This is a genomic window from Corynebacterium sp. HMSC078A10 (assembly GCF_001811565.1).
Lineage (GTDB): Bacteria > Actinomycetota > Actinomycetes > Mycobacteriales > Mycobacteriaceae > Corynebacterium > Corynebacterium hesseae.
This window is the reverse complement of sequence record NZ_KV805197.1, coordinates 47,793-61,214: the sequence shown is the minus strand read 5'-3', so window position 1 is coordinate 61,214 and position 13,422 is coordinate 47,793. Positions and strand designations below refer to the sequence as shown.

The 13,422-nt window shown below is 61.2% G+C and carries 13 protein-coding genes; 5 read left to right on the top strand and 8 right to left on the bottom strand.

Translation table 11 applies throughout. From position 1 onward, the window contains the following. Positions 1-196: 196 nt before the first annotated feature. The 3 genes from murJ to HMPREF2808_RS05235 are packed head-to-tail and all read right to left on the bottom strand — an operon-like array spanning position 197 to position 6,200. On the bottom strand, positions 197-3,439 hold the full coding sequence (murJ, locus tag HMPREF2808_RS05245; protein WP_070624102.1) for a murein biosynthesis integral membrane protein MurJ: 3,243 nt from the start codon (positions 3,437-3,439) through the stop codon (positions 197-199). A gap of 8 nt (positions 3,440-3,447) precedes the next feature. Continuing rightward, positions 3,448-5,601, bottom strand: coding sequence for a hypothetical protein (locus tag HMPREF2808_RS05240; RefSeq protein ID WP_070624100.1), 2,154 nt, complete (start codon positions 5,599-5,601; stop codon positions 3,448-3,450). Beyond that, positions 5,598-6,200, bottom strand: coding sequence for an NUDIX hydrolase (locus tag HMPREF2808_RS05235; RefSeq protein ID WP_010188049.1), 603 nt, complete (start codon positions 6,198-6,200; stop codon positions 5,598-5,600). Before HMPREF2808_RS05235 ends, HMPREF2808_RS05240 begins: the two co-directional genes overlap by 4 nt. 28 nt (positions 6,201-6,228) lie before the next feature. On the opposite strand from HMPREF2808_RS05235, the gene HMPREF2808_RS05230 reads away from it, so the two are divergent. The 4 genes from HMPREF2808_RS05230 to HMPREF2808_RS05215 are packed head-to-tail and all read left to right on the top strand — an operon-like array spanning position 6,229 to position 9,333. After that, complete coding sequence (locus tag HMPREF2808_RS05230; RefSeq protein WP_070624098.1) at positions 6,229-7,662, top strand: CCA tRNA nucleotidyltransferase; 1,434 nt, start codon at positions 6,229-6,231, stop codon at positions 7,660-7,662. A gap of 2 nt (positions 7,663-7,664) precedes the next feature. Continuing rightward, positions 7,665-8,264, top strand: coding sequence for a YqgE/AlgH family protein (locus HMPREF2808_RS05225; RefSeq protein ID WP_070521889.1), 600 nt, complete (start codon positions 7,665-7,667; stop codon positions 8,262-8,264). Between the two features lie 35 nt (positions 8,265-8,299). Next, a complete protein-coding gene (locus tag HMPREF2808_RS05220; protein ID WP_070624097.1) occupies positions 8,300-9,001 on the top strand; it encodes an AzlC family ABC transporter permease in 702 nt (233 codons plus the stop codon). After that, entirely contained in the window at positions 9,001-9,333 is a 333-nt protein-coding gene (locus HMPREF2808_RS05215) for a branched-chain amino acid transporter permease (protein WP_070624094.1), read from the top strand. The genes HMPREF2808_RS05220 and HMPREF2808_RS05215 overlap by 1 nt, the downstream gene beginning before the upstream one ends. Here the strand turns inward: HMPREF2808_RS05215 and HMPREF2808_RS05210 are convergent. The 5 genes from HMPREF2808_RS05210 to HMPREF2808_RS05190 all read right to left on the bottom strand — a co-directional run bounded on the left by HMPREF2808_RS05210 (position 9,330) and on the right by HMPREF2808_RS05190 (position 12,017). Then, positions 9,330-9,638: a hypothetical protein gene (locus HMPREF2808_RS05210; protein ID WP_070521880.1), complete on the bottom strand. Its 309-nt coding sequence runs from the start codon at positions 9,636-9,638 to the stop codon at positions 9,330-9,332. The two genes, HMPREF2808_RS05215 and HMPREF2808_RS05210, sit on opposite strands and share 4 nt — an antisense overlap. 6 nt (positions 9,639-9,644) lie before the next feature. Further along, positions 9,645-10,604, bottom strand: a complete 960-nt coding sequence (locus HMPREF2808_RS05205) for a bile acid:sodium symporter family protein (RefSeq protein ID WP_070624092.1) — start codon at positions 10,602-10,604, stop codon at positions 9,645-9,647. A 76-nt stretch (positions 10,605-10,680) separates the two neighbouring features. Further along, positions 10,681-11,052, bottom strand: a complete 372-nt coding sequence (locus tag HMPREF2808_RS05200) for a Rieske (2Fe-2S) protein (RefSeq protein WP_070624090.1) — start codon at positions 11,050-11,052, stop codon at positions 10,681-10,683. A 52-nt stretch (positions 11,053-11,104) separates the two neighbouring features. After that, entirely contained in the window at positions 11,105-11,329 is a 225-nt protein-coding gene (locus HMPREF2808_RS05195) for a hypothetical protein (protein ID WP_070563654.1), read from the bottom strand. Between the two features lie 223 nt (positions 11,330-11,552). Continuing rightward, positions 11,553-12,017, bottom strand: a complete 465-nt coding sequence (locus tag HMPREF2808_RS05190) for an SdpI family protein (protein ID WP_070596440.1) — start codon at positions 12,015-12,017, stop codon at positions 11,553-11,555. A gap of 157 nt (positions 12,018-12,174) precedes the next feature. Here HMPREF2808_RS05190 and HMPREF2808_RS05185 point away from each other — a divergent pair, with 157 nt between their 5' ends. After that, positions 12,175-13,410, top strand: a complete 1,236-nt coding sequence (locus HMPREF2808_RS05185) for a dicarboxylate/amino acid:cation symporter (RefSeq protein WP_070624088.1) — start codon at positions 12,175-12,177, stop codon at positions 13,408-13,410. Positions 13,411-13,422 lie beyond the last annotated feature (12 nt).

Sequence of the window (13,422 nt, the reverse complement as noted above, 5' to 3'; positions counted from 1 at the left end):
CTCTAGATTGTTGACGTGACAACAAGAATTATACGCTCCTTCACTTATCTGTCAAGGGAAGAAATTGCAAGAACACTAAAGCCCCAGACCTGCTACCCGAAACCTGCAGGTGGGCGTCGTCAAGCGCGTGGCGCGTCTGAGTCAGCGAGCAGGGAGTTTCGGGATCGAGGTCTGGGGAAATGCGTGAGGTGGTGGGTTAGTTGGTTGGGATGCCCACCAGGGTGGCCTCCTTCAGTGTGACGGAGCCGGACTTGGGCATGTCGGTGAAGACGATGAGGGCGCCGTCGAAGGCCACGGGCTTCTCCTTGAGCTCGATGTCTTGGCGCGCGTTGGTTAGCGTGCCGTGTGCGAGCTCGGTGAGCTTGCCGGAGTCAGGATCCGTGGGGTCAAAATCTTTGGTATTAACGCCATAGACTTCGTACTTGGCGCCGGTGGACTTGCTCTGCTGAAGCGGTAGCGCGCGGAGTTGCGTGGGCTTGTCAATGCTGAGCAGGAGTCCAGTGTCTGCCTTCTTCGTGGACCATGAACCAGATACTTCCTTGCCCTCCGGAACGGAGGTGGTCTTGACGTCCTTCAGGAGCACCGGCGGCACGTTGGGGAATGAGGTTTCAGTCGTCGATTCGCTCTTCGTCACCACTGGGGAAGTCTTTTCATTTCCCACATGAGACAGGATCCACACGCTGAGCGCGGCCATTGCCACGACGAAGAGGGTGGCCAGCGCGCCTAGGACGATGATGCCGGAGCCAGAGTAACCGCGGCCGCCGAAGCCCGGTGCGGGGCTCGGGTCCTCCTTGCGCGGGGTCTCCTCGACTGGAATCTGGAGGGTCTCCTCGCCCTCGTCGCCATCGCCGGCGAAGGCCGCCAAGCGGTTGGCGATGTCCTCGAGATCGGAGTCCTGGCCCTCCTCGGCGTCGGCAGCAATCTCCTGTAGCACCTCCGGTGTCGGACTGGTGGACTCCACGAGGAGCGAGATGGCGGAGGCCAGCGCCGAGCGGTCAGTCTCCTCATCGTTGCTGTGCAGCACCGCGGGGAAGGCCAGGGTGGCAATGCCCTCAGTGGAAATGCGGATGCGGTTGCGGTTCTCAATTCCCAGCACGAGGCCCGCCGCGTGGGCAGCAGCCGTGGTGCGCACCAGCGGGACTAAGGCGTGGGCGACGGCGCGCGGATCGAGGTCCTCATCCTCCGAGACCGTCTTCAGGGAGGTGCCCTCCACCCAGTCCGCCACGACGAGGCAGCCCTGGCGGTAGGACAGGATGTCGATGTTCTCCGCCATGGCATCCAGTTCCATCTCAGCCAGGCGGCGCGTGGCGCGGGAGACTTCGGCGGAGCGGCGGGCGGCTACCGCCGGGGTGGCCGGTGCCATCGGGGCCTCGCCCGTGGTGTCCACGAATGTCAGCGATACCAGGCGGCCGGTGGCCTGCTCGCGGGCCTTCCAGAAGCGGGTACCCGCGGCAGAGCCGTAGTCCTTGAGAAGGCGGAAGCGGCCATCGGAGACCGGGGCGCCCGGCACCAAGCGCGGCCCGCGGACAATACCGGCGGACATCGGCGGCGGTACCGGCGAGGAGTTGAAGGCATCCACGCTGAAGATCGGCTGGATCTCCAGCTGCTCTGGGGCCTCGACCTCGATGGCCTCGGCATGCTCGATCTTGATGATGCGGGACATGCCGGGGATGCGCTGCAGCTGGCGGCCAAGGTTGATGACTTCCGGCAAGCCCGAGCGCGAAAGCACGATGCCGGTAACAGCCACGAAGATGAGGCCCGCCACGGCAAGCTTCAGCAGGTACACGAACGGCGGCACCTGCTCCGGGAGCACGAGGTTGATGACGTAATTGATGACGAAGGCCACCACGAGGCCCACGAGGGAGGCCAGCACTGACCAGATAGTCGTCGCGATAACCGCGCGGCCACCCAGGCTGCCCAGCTTTCGCTTGAGCAGGAAGCCGCCGATCACCGCGCCGGCCACGAAGCCGAAGCCATTGGCAGTGCCCAGAAGGACGACCACGCGGTCGGGGGAATCCGCCACGTGTGGGGCAAGCAGGGAGAGCACCGACTTGGTGAGCGTGATGCCGGCGATGATAAACGTCGGCGTCCACGCTTCCTCACGGGCGTAGAACACGCGCAGGTGCAGTAGCACGAGGGCGTATGGGATGAGGGTAAAGGCAGAGAAGCTCAGCGTGAGGCCGAGTACCTCGGCCGCCTTGGCGTTGAAGGCGCCGTATTGGAAAAGGCCGCGGGCGATCGGGATGCCGAATCCCGTCATGAAGATGACGATGGGAATCAGGGCGATAAACGTCAGCTTCGTGCCCAGCGTGAGATCCCGAACCACGGCCTTGACGTCACCGTCCGCGGCGTTGCGGGACAGGCGCGGCATAATTGCGGTGAGCAGCGTGACGCCAATGACGCCATAGGGCACCTGCAGGAGAAGCCATGCCTGCTGGTAGATAAACGGCGCTTCTTTGTCAGCATGGGCCGCCACGCGGGAAGTGATGACGTAACCCAGCTGGGAAACCGCTACGTAGGCCACGATGGCCATGGCCATCCCGCCGAACTGCTTGAGGCGGTCATCCAGACCCCACAGCGGCTTGAGGTTAATGCCCGCCTTCTTGAGATAAGGGAAAAGGATGAGGCATTGCACCACCACGCCCGCCGTGGTGCCTAGGGCTAGGAGCAGCACGTGCCGGTCCGTGATCGGCGAAGGCGCATCGGGATGCAGACTGCCCGGCAGCAGCTGGTAGGCCACGAGCACCGTAATCGAGATGATGTTATTGACCACCGGTGCCCACGCGCCCGGCCCAAAGATGTTCTTCGTGTTGAGCACCGCTTGGAAGAGCGCGAAGAGCCCGTAGAAGAAGATCTGTGGCAGCAGTAAGTAGGCAAAGGAGGTGGCCTGCACGGCATTGACCTCGCCGTCCTCCGGCAACATCATGCGTGTCAACTGCGGGGCAAAGATGCAGGAAAGCACTGTGATCGTGGCCAGCAGGGAGAAGGCCAGCGTGAAGAGGCGCCGGACAAAGTCCTCGCCACGGTCAGCGTCTTCCTTTTCCGCGCGTACCAGCACGGGCACCACGAGCGAGGTCAGCACCGCGCCCAGCACGATCTCCGTGATGAGGTTGGGCAGCTGGTTCGCCGTGGTGAAGGCGGAGGAAATAGCCGGGCCGAGCGACGAGCCGATGAGCACGTTGCGGATGAATCCCGTGATGCGGGAAATCATCGTCGCAATGGCCATGGAGCCGGTCGCGCGAACGACGGCGCCGTCGGAGTTCTTTTCGCCGGAGGGCTCACTCGAGGCAGCGGCTGCCTTGCCCTTCAGTCCCGAGCGGTCCTCGAGTTCGTCGTCGACAGCAACGACGCCACTCGGCGCGCGCTTTTCCGGTACCGGCGCCGGTGGCGAAGGCGTGACAATGCGTCGGCGGGCACCAGACTTAGGTTCATGTGTCATTGAGAAAACTATCCGTGAGACTTCTTTTTCTTCCACTTACCCAGCCGGAACAATGCGGCAAGGACGAGGGCGAGCGCGGCGATCGCGCCGACTCCATAGACGCTAACGATACCGGCACGCGTCTGCACCGTGATATCGATTGGATCCGAAATGAGGTGCTCAGATGGTGTTGCAAGCCACAGGCGCAGCGACATCTGGTCAACGTTGCTGGGCAGGTCAGCGGTCATGGACACGGTAATAGATCCCTTGGCTGGGATGTGAATCAAGTCCTGCGTGTTCAACGTGGCGCCGTCGGGGGCGTCGTAGGCTAGGTGGGCGTCGACAGGCAGCGGCAGGCCGTTCTCCGCCACGATGAGCAGCGGTGATGACTCTGAAACGCGGGTAAAGACGTTGCCCGGCGGGATGAGCGCCACGGAGGCGCGGAGCTCGCGGAGCATATCCGCGTTTTTCTCCAGCCGGGAGCGGCTCTGCTCCACCGAGGATGGAAAACCGTGGAGGCTGGAGCGGTCGGTAGCGCTGAGCGCCGTGAGGAGATCGCGGCGCAGGGGTGCCGTGAAGTTATAGCGCGTCATGGCGATACCGGGATCGTTGACCATGATGGACATCAGCTCATCGGTATAGCGCGCCTGCTGCGTCACCTGTGTGATCTCGGCGTCGTGGAAAGCTGCGGGATCTGGGTAGGGACTTCCGGGGTTGCCGCTGCCGGGCTCGATGGGCAGCGCGGCAACGGGACGGGGCTCGAGGCGCCCGGAATTGAGCAGGCGCTGCGCTGCTTCCATCACCGCGCGCGCGGCGGCAGGGTCCTGGAAGTTCGGCAGCTTGGCCACGGTCTCCTCTTGCGCGGACGCCACGCTTATCGACGCCCCCGCCGTCAGCGCCCTCGCCTGCTCTGAATCCATCGAAAAGTCGTAGCGCAGCTCCGGGTTGGAGTACCCAGTGGTCTGCGGCTTAGAACCGGTCTGGGCCAAGAGGGCTCCGAGGGAGGCATCAAAGGTGGCGGCCTTACCGGCCCACTCGGAATTATCCGCCACCAGCAGCGGGACGGGCATCGCGTGCTCGCTTGTCCCTGAGGCAGGCGCGGTCAGTGGCGTGCTGAGCGGGGCACCGAGGACGCGCTCGATGGTGTCAGCGCCCTGCTCGACGGCCTCGTGGGTGAGCCACTCGTTTCCTACCTGGGCCACGGCATCGGTGTCTGCGTTAGCCCACGGCATGAGCATGCGGCAGTCCACCTTCTTCAGTTTCTCCAGCCACGCGGCGGCGTCTTGGGCGCCCGCGCCCGGCTTGCCGCGATCGGAATCGGCGCTGCTAAACCAGGAATCGCGCAGGCGCGTGGGGTGTTTAGCGGTGGAGGGGCGGGTCTCGTTGACGGTGTAGCCGGCGGACATGCGGTCGGCGGCGTCGACAAGCGCGGGGTCCAGGGCCACGCAGCCTGAACCGTGCAGATCATGCTGCAGGTAGGCGTCGAGCAGCTGATCGAGGCGCCCGCCCGGTGAGAGCTGTTCAGCGAGCTGCTCGCTTTCTAAGATGAGCTCCTCGCCGCCGGTATCTCCCGGCACGACGTCGACCTGGGCGGTCACGGGATAGATCAGTGAGAACTCGTGTTTGCTGTCGTCTTCTGCGTCGGGCGTCGGATCCTGATTTTCGCCTCTGAAATCCAGGATGGTCCGCTCTTCCGCAAAGCTCGCGGCCTGGCCGTCGCGGGTGCCGGTGAGCGTAAACAGCAGTGGGTAGGCGCCGGGATCGGTGATGGCCAGCGTGGAGTCATCTCCCAACGCGGTGGGGACCTCCACGGTTACGTCGCGGCTCTCCCCCGGCTCCAGTGCTCCTGCGCCGAGCGAAGCCCCATAATAAGGAAAGGATCCCGCAGCGAGCTCTTGGCGGGCCTCCGTCGTGGAGTTCACAGCATTGCTGCGTCGGGAGGTTATTTGCAAGTCATCAACGGCGCTCTCGGTTGGGTTGTGGATGCGCAGCTGGACTTTAAGCGTCTCACCTACTCGCGCCTCCGTCGCGCTGAGCAAGCTGAGTTCGAGCTCATCGGGGCCGCGGGAGCCGAGCCAATAGTGGGAGTCGTTGCTCTCGGCGTCGGGAGTTTGTGCCTGGGCCACGGGGACGGCGCAGCCCACCGCCAGCGCCGTGATGGCAACCGCTGCGCGCCAACTCACCGCGGAGTCGCCTTTCCTGCGGCAGCTTCCTTTCGCGCGAGATCAGGGAGGAGGTCGTGGGCGATGCGGGCCAGCTTGCGCTCGTCCGCATAGGCAAGGTGCTCGATGAGCTCGGAGACCGGGATCCAGGACACCTCGGTGACCTCCGGGTCCTCGTCATTCATGATGCCGTCCACGAAACGCAGCAGGTGGTGGTGCACGGTCTTGTGAATGCGCACGCCATCGGAGACGAACCAATAATCAATCATGCCCAGGTCCGCGAAGACCTTGCCGTGAATTCCGGTCTCCTCCCATACTTCGCGCTCGGCGGTGAGTTCCTTGGCCTCGCCGTTTTCCACATGGCCCTTGGGCATGGACCACAGCAGGCGCCCGCGGCGGTCCAACCTGCCGATGAGTGCCACATAGATTTGGGACAGGTCGACGTTGCCGTCTTCGTCGACGGCCTCCGCCAATCCGGACACGACGAGTCCGCCTGCGGACGTCTCATCCCGCGTGGTCATGCGGTTGGTGGACGTGCGCTGGGGGCGTCCCGTGCGGTGGTTCCGGTGGCCCGCGCCCCGCCGGCGGCGGCGCTTGGACCCTGGCGTGTTCTTAGTCATCCCTGCTAATCGTAGTAGACTTCGATCCGTGAATTTTCAGGACACTCAGCTAATCGGCGTTCTTGCTCGCGCGGACGCCACCGTCGCCCAGCTCAGTGGCCTCCTCAGTGGCCTGGTGGAACGCTTTGCGCTTCACGACGCCCCCCTCTACCTCGTCGGCGGCTCTGTCCGCGATGCCCTGCTCGGCCGCCTGGGCAATGACCTCGACTTCACCACCCCGGCCCGGCCCGACGTTGTGTATTCGATTCTGGAGGAGTGGGCCGAAACCGTGTGGGATACCGGCATCGACTTCGGTACGGTCTCGGCGGCCTATAAGGGCCAGCAGATTGAGATCACCACGTTCCGCTCTGATAGCTACGACGGTGATTCCCGCAACCCCGAGGTGGTCTACGGCGACACCCTCGAGGGCGATCTCGTGCGCCGCGATTTCAAGGTCAATGCCATGGCCATCGAGCTGCGTCCGGACGGTACCCGCGAATTCCACGATCCGATGGGCGGACTCGATGACCTGGCGAATCGCATCCTCGATACCCCGGATGCGCCGGAGATTTCCTTCCACGATGATCCTCTTCGCATGCTCCGCGCTGCGCGGTTCGCGGCGCAGTTAGAGTTTGACGTCGCCCAGCGCGTGCGCGATGCCATGACCGACATGGCGGGCGAAATCCAGCGCATCACCGTGGAGCGCGTGCAGGTGGAGCTCAACAAGCTCATCTGCGGTGTCGCGCCGTGGAAGGGCATTGACCTGCTCGTTGACTCAGGTATTGCGGACTATGTGTTTCCGGAGATTCCGGCGCTGCGCATGGCTCCCGACGAGCACGCGCAGCACAAGGACGTGTACGCGCACTCGCTGACCGTGCTGCGCCAGGCCATGGACCAGGAAGAAGATGGCCCCGACCTGATCCTGCGGTGGGCTGCCCTGCTTCATGACATTGGCAAGCCGGATACCCGCGATACCACCGACGGCAAGGTCAGCTTCCACCACCACGAGGTGGTTGGTGCCAAGCTCACCCGCAAGCGCCTGCGCAAGCTGAAGTTCCCCAAGGCAACGACCGAAGACATCGGCCAGCTGGTCTACCTGCATATGCGTTTCCACGGTTTCGGCGATGGCCAGTGGACCGATTCCGCCGTGCGCCGCTATGTCACCGATGCCGGCGATCTTCTCCCGCGCCTGCACAAACTTGTGCGTGCCGATTGCACCACCCGCAATGAGCGCAAGGCCCGCCGCCTCCAGCGCACGTATGACCAGCTGGAGGAACGCATCGCGGATATCGCGGCCAAGGAAGACCTCGCTCGCGTGCGCCCGGATCTCGACGGCAACGAGATCATGGAGATCCTCGGCCTTGAACCCGGCCCGGAGGTAGGCAAGGCCTGGTCTTACCTCAAGGAGCTGCGCCTCGAAGAAGGCCCGCTGGAGCGCGAGGTTGCTATTGCGAAGCTGCGCGAGTGGTGGAATTCTAGATAGGGATGTACGCAGACAGACTTTTCAACGCCCTCGAGCGCAATGATCCCGCCCCTGGCCAGCTCCTCGTGGCGGCTCCCGACGTCCTCGCGCCCCAGTACAATCGCTCCGTCATCCTCATCACCGAGCAACATGCCGGGCGTACGTATGGCGTGGATCTGACTAAGCGCTCCGAGGTCGCGGTCTTCAACGTCATGCCGGAGTGGCTGCCCGTGGTGGCTAAGCCGCAGGCCCTTTACATCGGCGGCCCGCACGACCAGCAGGCGGCCATCGGCGTGGCGCTGACCAAACAGGGCGTCGACATCGAGAAACAGCCTTCGTTGAGCCGCCTCGCCCCACGGGTGGCACTCGTCGATCTGCGCGTGGGTCCCGATGCCGTCACCGAACTGGTGGAAGGTATGCGCTTTTTCGCCGGTCATTTCGAGTGGGGACCGGGCGAACTCGATGAGGAAATCGATCGCGGTGAGTGGTACGTGGCCCCTGCGCTGCCCCAGGACGTGGTCTCCTCCGGATCGACAGATACGTGGTCAGATGTCATGCGCCGCCAAGCCATGCCCCTGCCGTTGTTTGCCACCTTCCCGCGCTATATCGATGAAGATAATTAGAGTTCCTCTCGACCCCCTGCGCTAACATCTCTGCCATGCGTGCGGAGATCATCAAGGCAATACGGACCTGCATGCCCATTGCCGTGGGGGTGGTGCCGCTGGGCCTCGCCTTCGGCGTGCTCATGGTCCAGACCGGTTTCGACTGGTGGTGGACCCCCATCTTTTCTATCGTTATTTACGCTGGTTCGATGGAGTTCCTCGCCATTTCCATGGTGACCGGCGGCGTGACGCCCGCCGTTGCCGCGGTGACGGGTTTCATGGTGAACTTCCGCCACATCTTCTACGGGTTAACCTTTCCGCGCGATGAGATTCGGAATCGTTTCGGCCGCGCCTATTCCACGTACGCGCTGACCGACGAATCCTATGCCGTCCTCTCCGCCTTTCCCCGCGGCTCGCGCCCGAGTGGTGCATTTGTCTTCACCGTGCAGCTTTTCTGCCAGGTGCTGTGGGTTGTCTCGGGCATCATTGGTGCGCTGGCAGGCCAGGCTATTCCGCCCTCGGTGAAGGGTCTGGATTTCGCCCTCGTCGCCTTGTTCATTGTCCTAGCGATTGATTCCTTCCAGAACAACAAGGATTACTCGCTTCCCCTGTCCGCGGCGGTCCTGGGTGTCCTCGCGGGCTGTCTGTTTCCAGGGCAGCTACTCATGGTGGCGCTGAGCGCCTACTTCCTGCTCCTGGTGGTGCGCTACCTTTCCCCTCGTGCCGACAGCGCGATGATTCTACGCAGGGAGTCCTAATGCCAGCTGGAGTAACCCTGGGCAGCATCCTCGCCGTGCTTATCCCCGTCGGGGTGGTGACGGTTGTTTTGCGCTGGCTTCCCTTCGTCTTTGTGAAGGCCCTGAAGGATAGCCAATTCATCAGCATGCTGGGCTTCACTATGCCCGTGGGCGTGATGACGGTCCTGGTGGTTTACACCTTGTTTAGTCAGACCCAAGACACGGGAAGCTTTGTGGCTCCCCTTGTAGGCGCCGCGGCTACTGCCCTGCTGCACCTGTGGCGTCGCAACTCCGGTTTGTCCATCTTCGGAGGCACCGCCGTGTACATGCTGTTGGTGAACGTGGTGCTTTAAAAGTCCCCGTAGAGGGCGATGGCCTCTGTCCACAACGAGTGGAACTGGAAGGCGTCGATAAGCTCGGCGTTGATGTCGGGGAATGCGTCGTAGGTGTCGGGGTGTGGAACCACGCGCTGTGGGACCTCGGCATTGCCCACTGAGGTCTCCGGTGTTGCAGCGCCGACGATGGAGTCATTCGGAGCGAGGGCGATCATGCGCAGCATGGAGCAGGCCTCAGCGTTGATTTCCTCAAGCTCCGCGATGTGTGTGGCGGTGCCGACCTCCGGGATGGTCATGGTGGTGCGAACATAAAGCTTTTTCATGTGCTCTCACTCTACCCGGGCGTAGCGTGCCGCCATAGACGCGCAGATCATCAATTGGACCTGGTGGTAAATCATGAGGGGAAGGATGAGCAGCCCCAATGAGGTGCCGCCGGAGGCAAAGATCACCGAGGCCATGGGTAATCCGGTGGCCAGGGACTTCTTTGACCCGCAGAACTGAATAGCAATGGTGTCTTCTCTGTCGAATCCCAGCTTCTGGCTGACCGCCTTGGTGAGCCAGAGCATAAAGAAGACGAATGCTGTTGAGAAGACAATCTGAAACAGAATCTGCCATACGCTAATCGACGCCCAAATCCCGTCCACCATTCCCTTAGAAAAGGCCGCATAGACGACCATCGCGATGGAGCCTCGGTCCACCACTTTCGTGGCTTTGCTTGCTGCGAGTTTGCCCACCCATTTTCTGGTGAGCTGGCCGAGCACGAAAGGTAGGAGCAAAAGAACAGAAATCTCAAAGAAAACAGAGCTATCGATGTGTATCCCATCGCCGGCCCCCATGAGTGCCATGACGAGCAATGGCGTAAGCAGAACTCCAGCGAGGTTTGAGGCAGACGCAGAGACGATTGCTCCGGGAACATTTCCGCGGGCGATCGAGGTAAAGGCTACCGACGATTGCACTGTTGACGGTACAAGCGTGAGGTAGAGAATTCCCAAGTAAAGATCGTTTGGGATGAACGCGGTGAGCGGGCGCAGCGCGAGGCCGATGATTGGGTAGACCACAAAGGTAAACGCCAGAATAGTGAGATGGAGCTTCCAGTGTTTGATCCCGTTGATGGCTTCGCGCGTTGAGAGTCGGGCGCCGTAGAGGAAGAAGAGAAGGGCGATCGCTATATTCGTGAGGACATCGAAGCTGTCTGCAAAGCTTCCCCGCGCGGGAAAAGCAATAGCGATTGCGACGGCGCACAGGATGAGGACGATGAGGGGGTCGAGTCTTTTTAGGCGCTCAATCATAGAAGAGAGTCTAGACGCCCCTCACGGTTTCACGTGAAACATCTTTTCAAACCCCCTGAGTCGCCAGGGATATCCATTAGGCGGAGACGTTTTTGACTGTTCCCCCGTTGTTTTCCACTCCGTACTCAGTGAGCGGTTTAGGGCTGGGGCCGCCGGTGACTTCGCCGCTGCTGAGGTCAAAGCTTGAGTAGTGACTCGTGCACGTGGCGGTCAAGCCTTCAATCTTCGTGATGAGGGAACCCTGGTGCGGGCAGGTCTGCGAATATGCTTTGAACTCTCCCTCGGTGGGTTGAGCGAAGATCACCTTGTCCACAATGATGGCGGAGCCAACGGGGATTTCCGTCGCTGCGACTTCCGCGGAAGGCTCCTTGCCACAGGCGGCGAGGTAGGCCCCGGCTAAGGTGGTCGCAGTACCGAGCAGGAAAAGGCGGCGTGAACACGTAGTCATGTGGATTACTCTATCTGATTCATTGGCTGTGTAGGGAGAGGACAATGTGCCGTTAGCTAAGTTTACCGTCCCACACGGGAAGCTCCTCTTCCCTGCTGCCGCTGAAATCGTAGGCACCGTATGATGTGCCGACATCGCTATAGATCGTCCCAGCTTCGTTGTGTGCTCCGCGACGTTCTCCGGCGAGTGCATACGTGGCCCCCGCGCCGAGGATGCTGAGGCTGAGCGCTGTTGCAGCGACGAGCCGTAGCGCTTTAGTTTTGGTGCTCTTGGTCATGACCACGATCGTGCGCCGCCCGACTCCTGTTGTCACGTCACACTGCCGTGTTCCCACGTGATTGATGTTTAACTCTCAGTGCTCGCACAGGACAAAGAAAGGTGGCCGAACCAATCATCGGGTCTACCCGTTGTTGTGCTGGCCACCTAAAATATAGTTTGTGATGAAATCACATAGGGACGTTTGTCTGCCCAGAATACGTCACTGTGCTTAAAAAGCCGCTCTAGTCTCGGCCCGTCTTGTCGGCGTGTTGTGCCGCGGCACGGATCGCGGAGACGTCGACAGCCGGCGCCTCTCCCCCGCAGCCGCCGTCGCCACAGTTGCAGGAATCGCCGCAACCATCGTCGTCTTTATGGGCTTGGTCCCACAGGTAGGCCGCGCGGGCACCCATGTTGGAGCCGATGGAGAGCGCGAGGATAGCTACGACGGCTGTGAGTGCGGGGATTAGCCACATCCAACCTTCGGCGCGAAGCGCGATAACGCCACCGAAAACGAGAGCGATGCCTCCCAGGAACCAGAACGGGCCCGCAATAGCGTGGGCGTTGTCCCATGCCTCCCGGGTTTTTCGGATCTCCGCGAGACGCAATCCAACAACACTGTTGCCGGGGAGTTTACGGAGTGTGGCAAGGCCGCCGACGATGATGAGGACCGCGGCAAGGATGAGGAAGATGATTCCGACTACGAGCATGCGTCTAAGTCTATCCCGCCTCCTAGCTAGCGAGAAAGCTGGTTCAATTTATTCGTTTCGTGCTGTAATATACATTTCGTGTCGCTTGGTAGATAAATAAGCGTTTATCGCCGGGCGAGAAACTCGTAGTGGTATCAACCATAGAAAAGACTCAATCATGACATTCAAGAGTGTTCTCAACTCTCTGCTGTTCAAGATTATCGTAGCGATAGTCTTGGGCATCATAGTTAGCCAATTCGCCCCCGAGTGGTTCGGCAGGGCCTTCGCAACATACAACGGACTGTTCTCGAATTTTCTTGGCTTCTTCATCCCCATTCTGATTCTTGCTCTCGTGGCACCGGCAATCGCGGGCCTCGGGCGCGGTGCCGGCAAGTGGCTGGGTATTACTGCCGGAATTGCGTATGGTTCCACTATCGTGGCGGGCCTCGTTGCCTACGGTTTGACCCAGGTCCTGTACCCCACGTTGCTAGGTGGGCAGACGCTCAACACTGATGTGGCTGACATCGATGCCGGAGCGCTCGAGCCCTACTTCACCGTTGAGATGCCGGCTCCATTCGAAGTTATGACGGCGCTGCTGTTGTCCTTCTGCGTTGGCGTGGCGATGACCACTGTGAAATCCGACAACCTTTACGCGATTACTAAAGAATTTGAGAACGTCGTCATCAAGGTGATCTGGGGCTTTGTGATTCCCCTCCTGCCGTTCTATATCTTTGGCATGTTCCTCTCCTTGGGTATGAATGGCAATATCGGGACGGTCCTCGTTGCCTTCGCCAAGGTTCTTTTGCTTGCGGTCCTCATGACGCTGGTTTACCTCGTGCTTCAATACATCATCGCCGGCACAATTGCGGGTAAGAATCCATTCCGCGCATTGAAGAACATGGCACCGGCCTACTTCACCGCGTTGGGTACTTCCTCTTCGGCGGCGACGATTCCGGTGACGTTGGACGCCACGTTGAAGAACGGCATTTCCAAGCCCGTTGCTGGCTTCGTTATCCCCCTCTGTGCGACCATCCACCTTTCTGGTTCGATGATCAAGCTGACGTTGTACGCCTTCGCGATTGTGTACATGGCTGATGGTATGGAAGCAGATTTGGGTAAGGCCTTGGGCTTCATCCTTCTTCTTGGAATCATGATGATCGCGGCCCCCGGTGTTCCGGGCGGTGCCGTGATGGTTGCTGTTGGTCTGTTGCAATCCAATATGGGCTTTGATGATTCGATGGTGGCACTGATGATTGCCGCTTACATCGCTATCGATTCCGTGGGTACGGCCGCGAACGTTACTGGCGACGGCGCTATCGCCATGATTGTTGACCGTTTCGCTCGTAATAGAATTGATGGGTTGGAGGCCGAGGTCGACGCCTCTGCTGCCGACGAGGAGCTCAGCAAAGCTTAGGTTTCAAGCTTA

Bases quoted from the DNA above. Each gene is read 5' to 3' on its own strand.
- HMPREF2808_RS05185 (WP_070624088.1), top strand. From the start codon at position 12,175: ATGACATTCAAGAGTGTTCTCAACTCTCTGCTGTTCAAGATTATCGTA.
- HMPREF2808_RS05205 (WP_070624092.1), bottom strand. From the start codon at position 10,604: ATGATTGAGCGCCTAAAAAGACTCGACCCCCTCATCGTCCTCATCCTG.
- HMPREF2808_RS05190 (WP_070596440.1), bottom strand. From the start codon at position 12,017: ATGCTCGTAGTCGGAATCATCTTCCTCATCCTTGCCGCGGTCCTCATC.
- HMPREF2808_RS05210 (WP_070521880.1), bottom strand. From the start codon at position 9,638: ATGAAAAAGCTTTATGTTCGCACCACCATGACCATCCCGGAGGTCGGC.
- murJ (WP_070624102.1), bottom strand. From the start codon at position 3,439: ATGACACATGAACCTAAGTCTGGTGCCCGCCGACGCATTGTCACGCCT.
- HMPREF2808_RS05235 (WP_010188049.1), bottom strand. From the start codon at position 6,200: ATGACTAAGAACACGCCAGGGTCCAAGCGCCGCCGCCGGCGGGGCGCG.
- HMPREF2808_RS05200 (WP_070624090.1), bottom strand. From the start codon at position 11,052: ATGACTACGTGTTCACGCCGCCTTTTCCTGCTCGGTACTGCGACCACC.
- HMPREF2808_RS05195 (WP_070563654.1), bottom strand. From the start codon at position 11,329: ATGACCAAGAGCACCAAAACTAAAGCGCTACGGCTCGTCGCTGCAACA.
- HMPREF2808_RS05220 (WP_070624097.1), top strand. From the start codon at position 8,300: ATGCGTGCGGAGATCATCAAGGCAATACGGACCTGCATGCCCATTGCC.
- HMPREF2808_RS05215 (WP_070624094.1), top strand. From the start codon at position 9,001: ATGCCAGCTGGAGTAACCCTGGGCAGCATCCTCGCCGTGCTTATCCCC.
- HMPREF2808_RS05225 (WP_070521889.1), top strand. From the start codon at position 7,665: ATGTACGCAGACAGACTTTTCAACGCCCTCGAGCGCAATGATCCCGCC.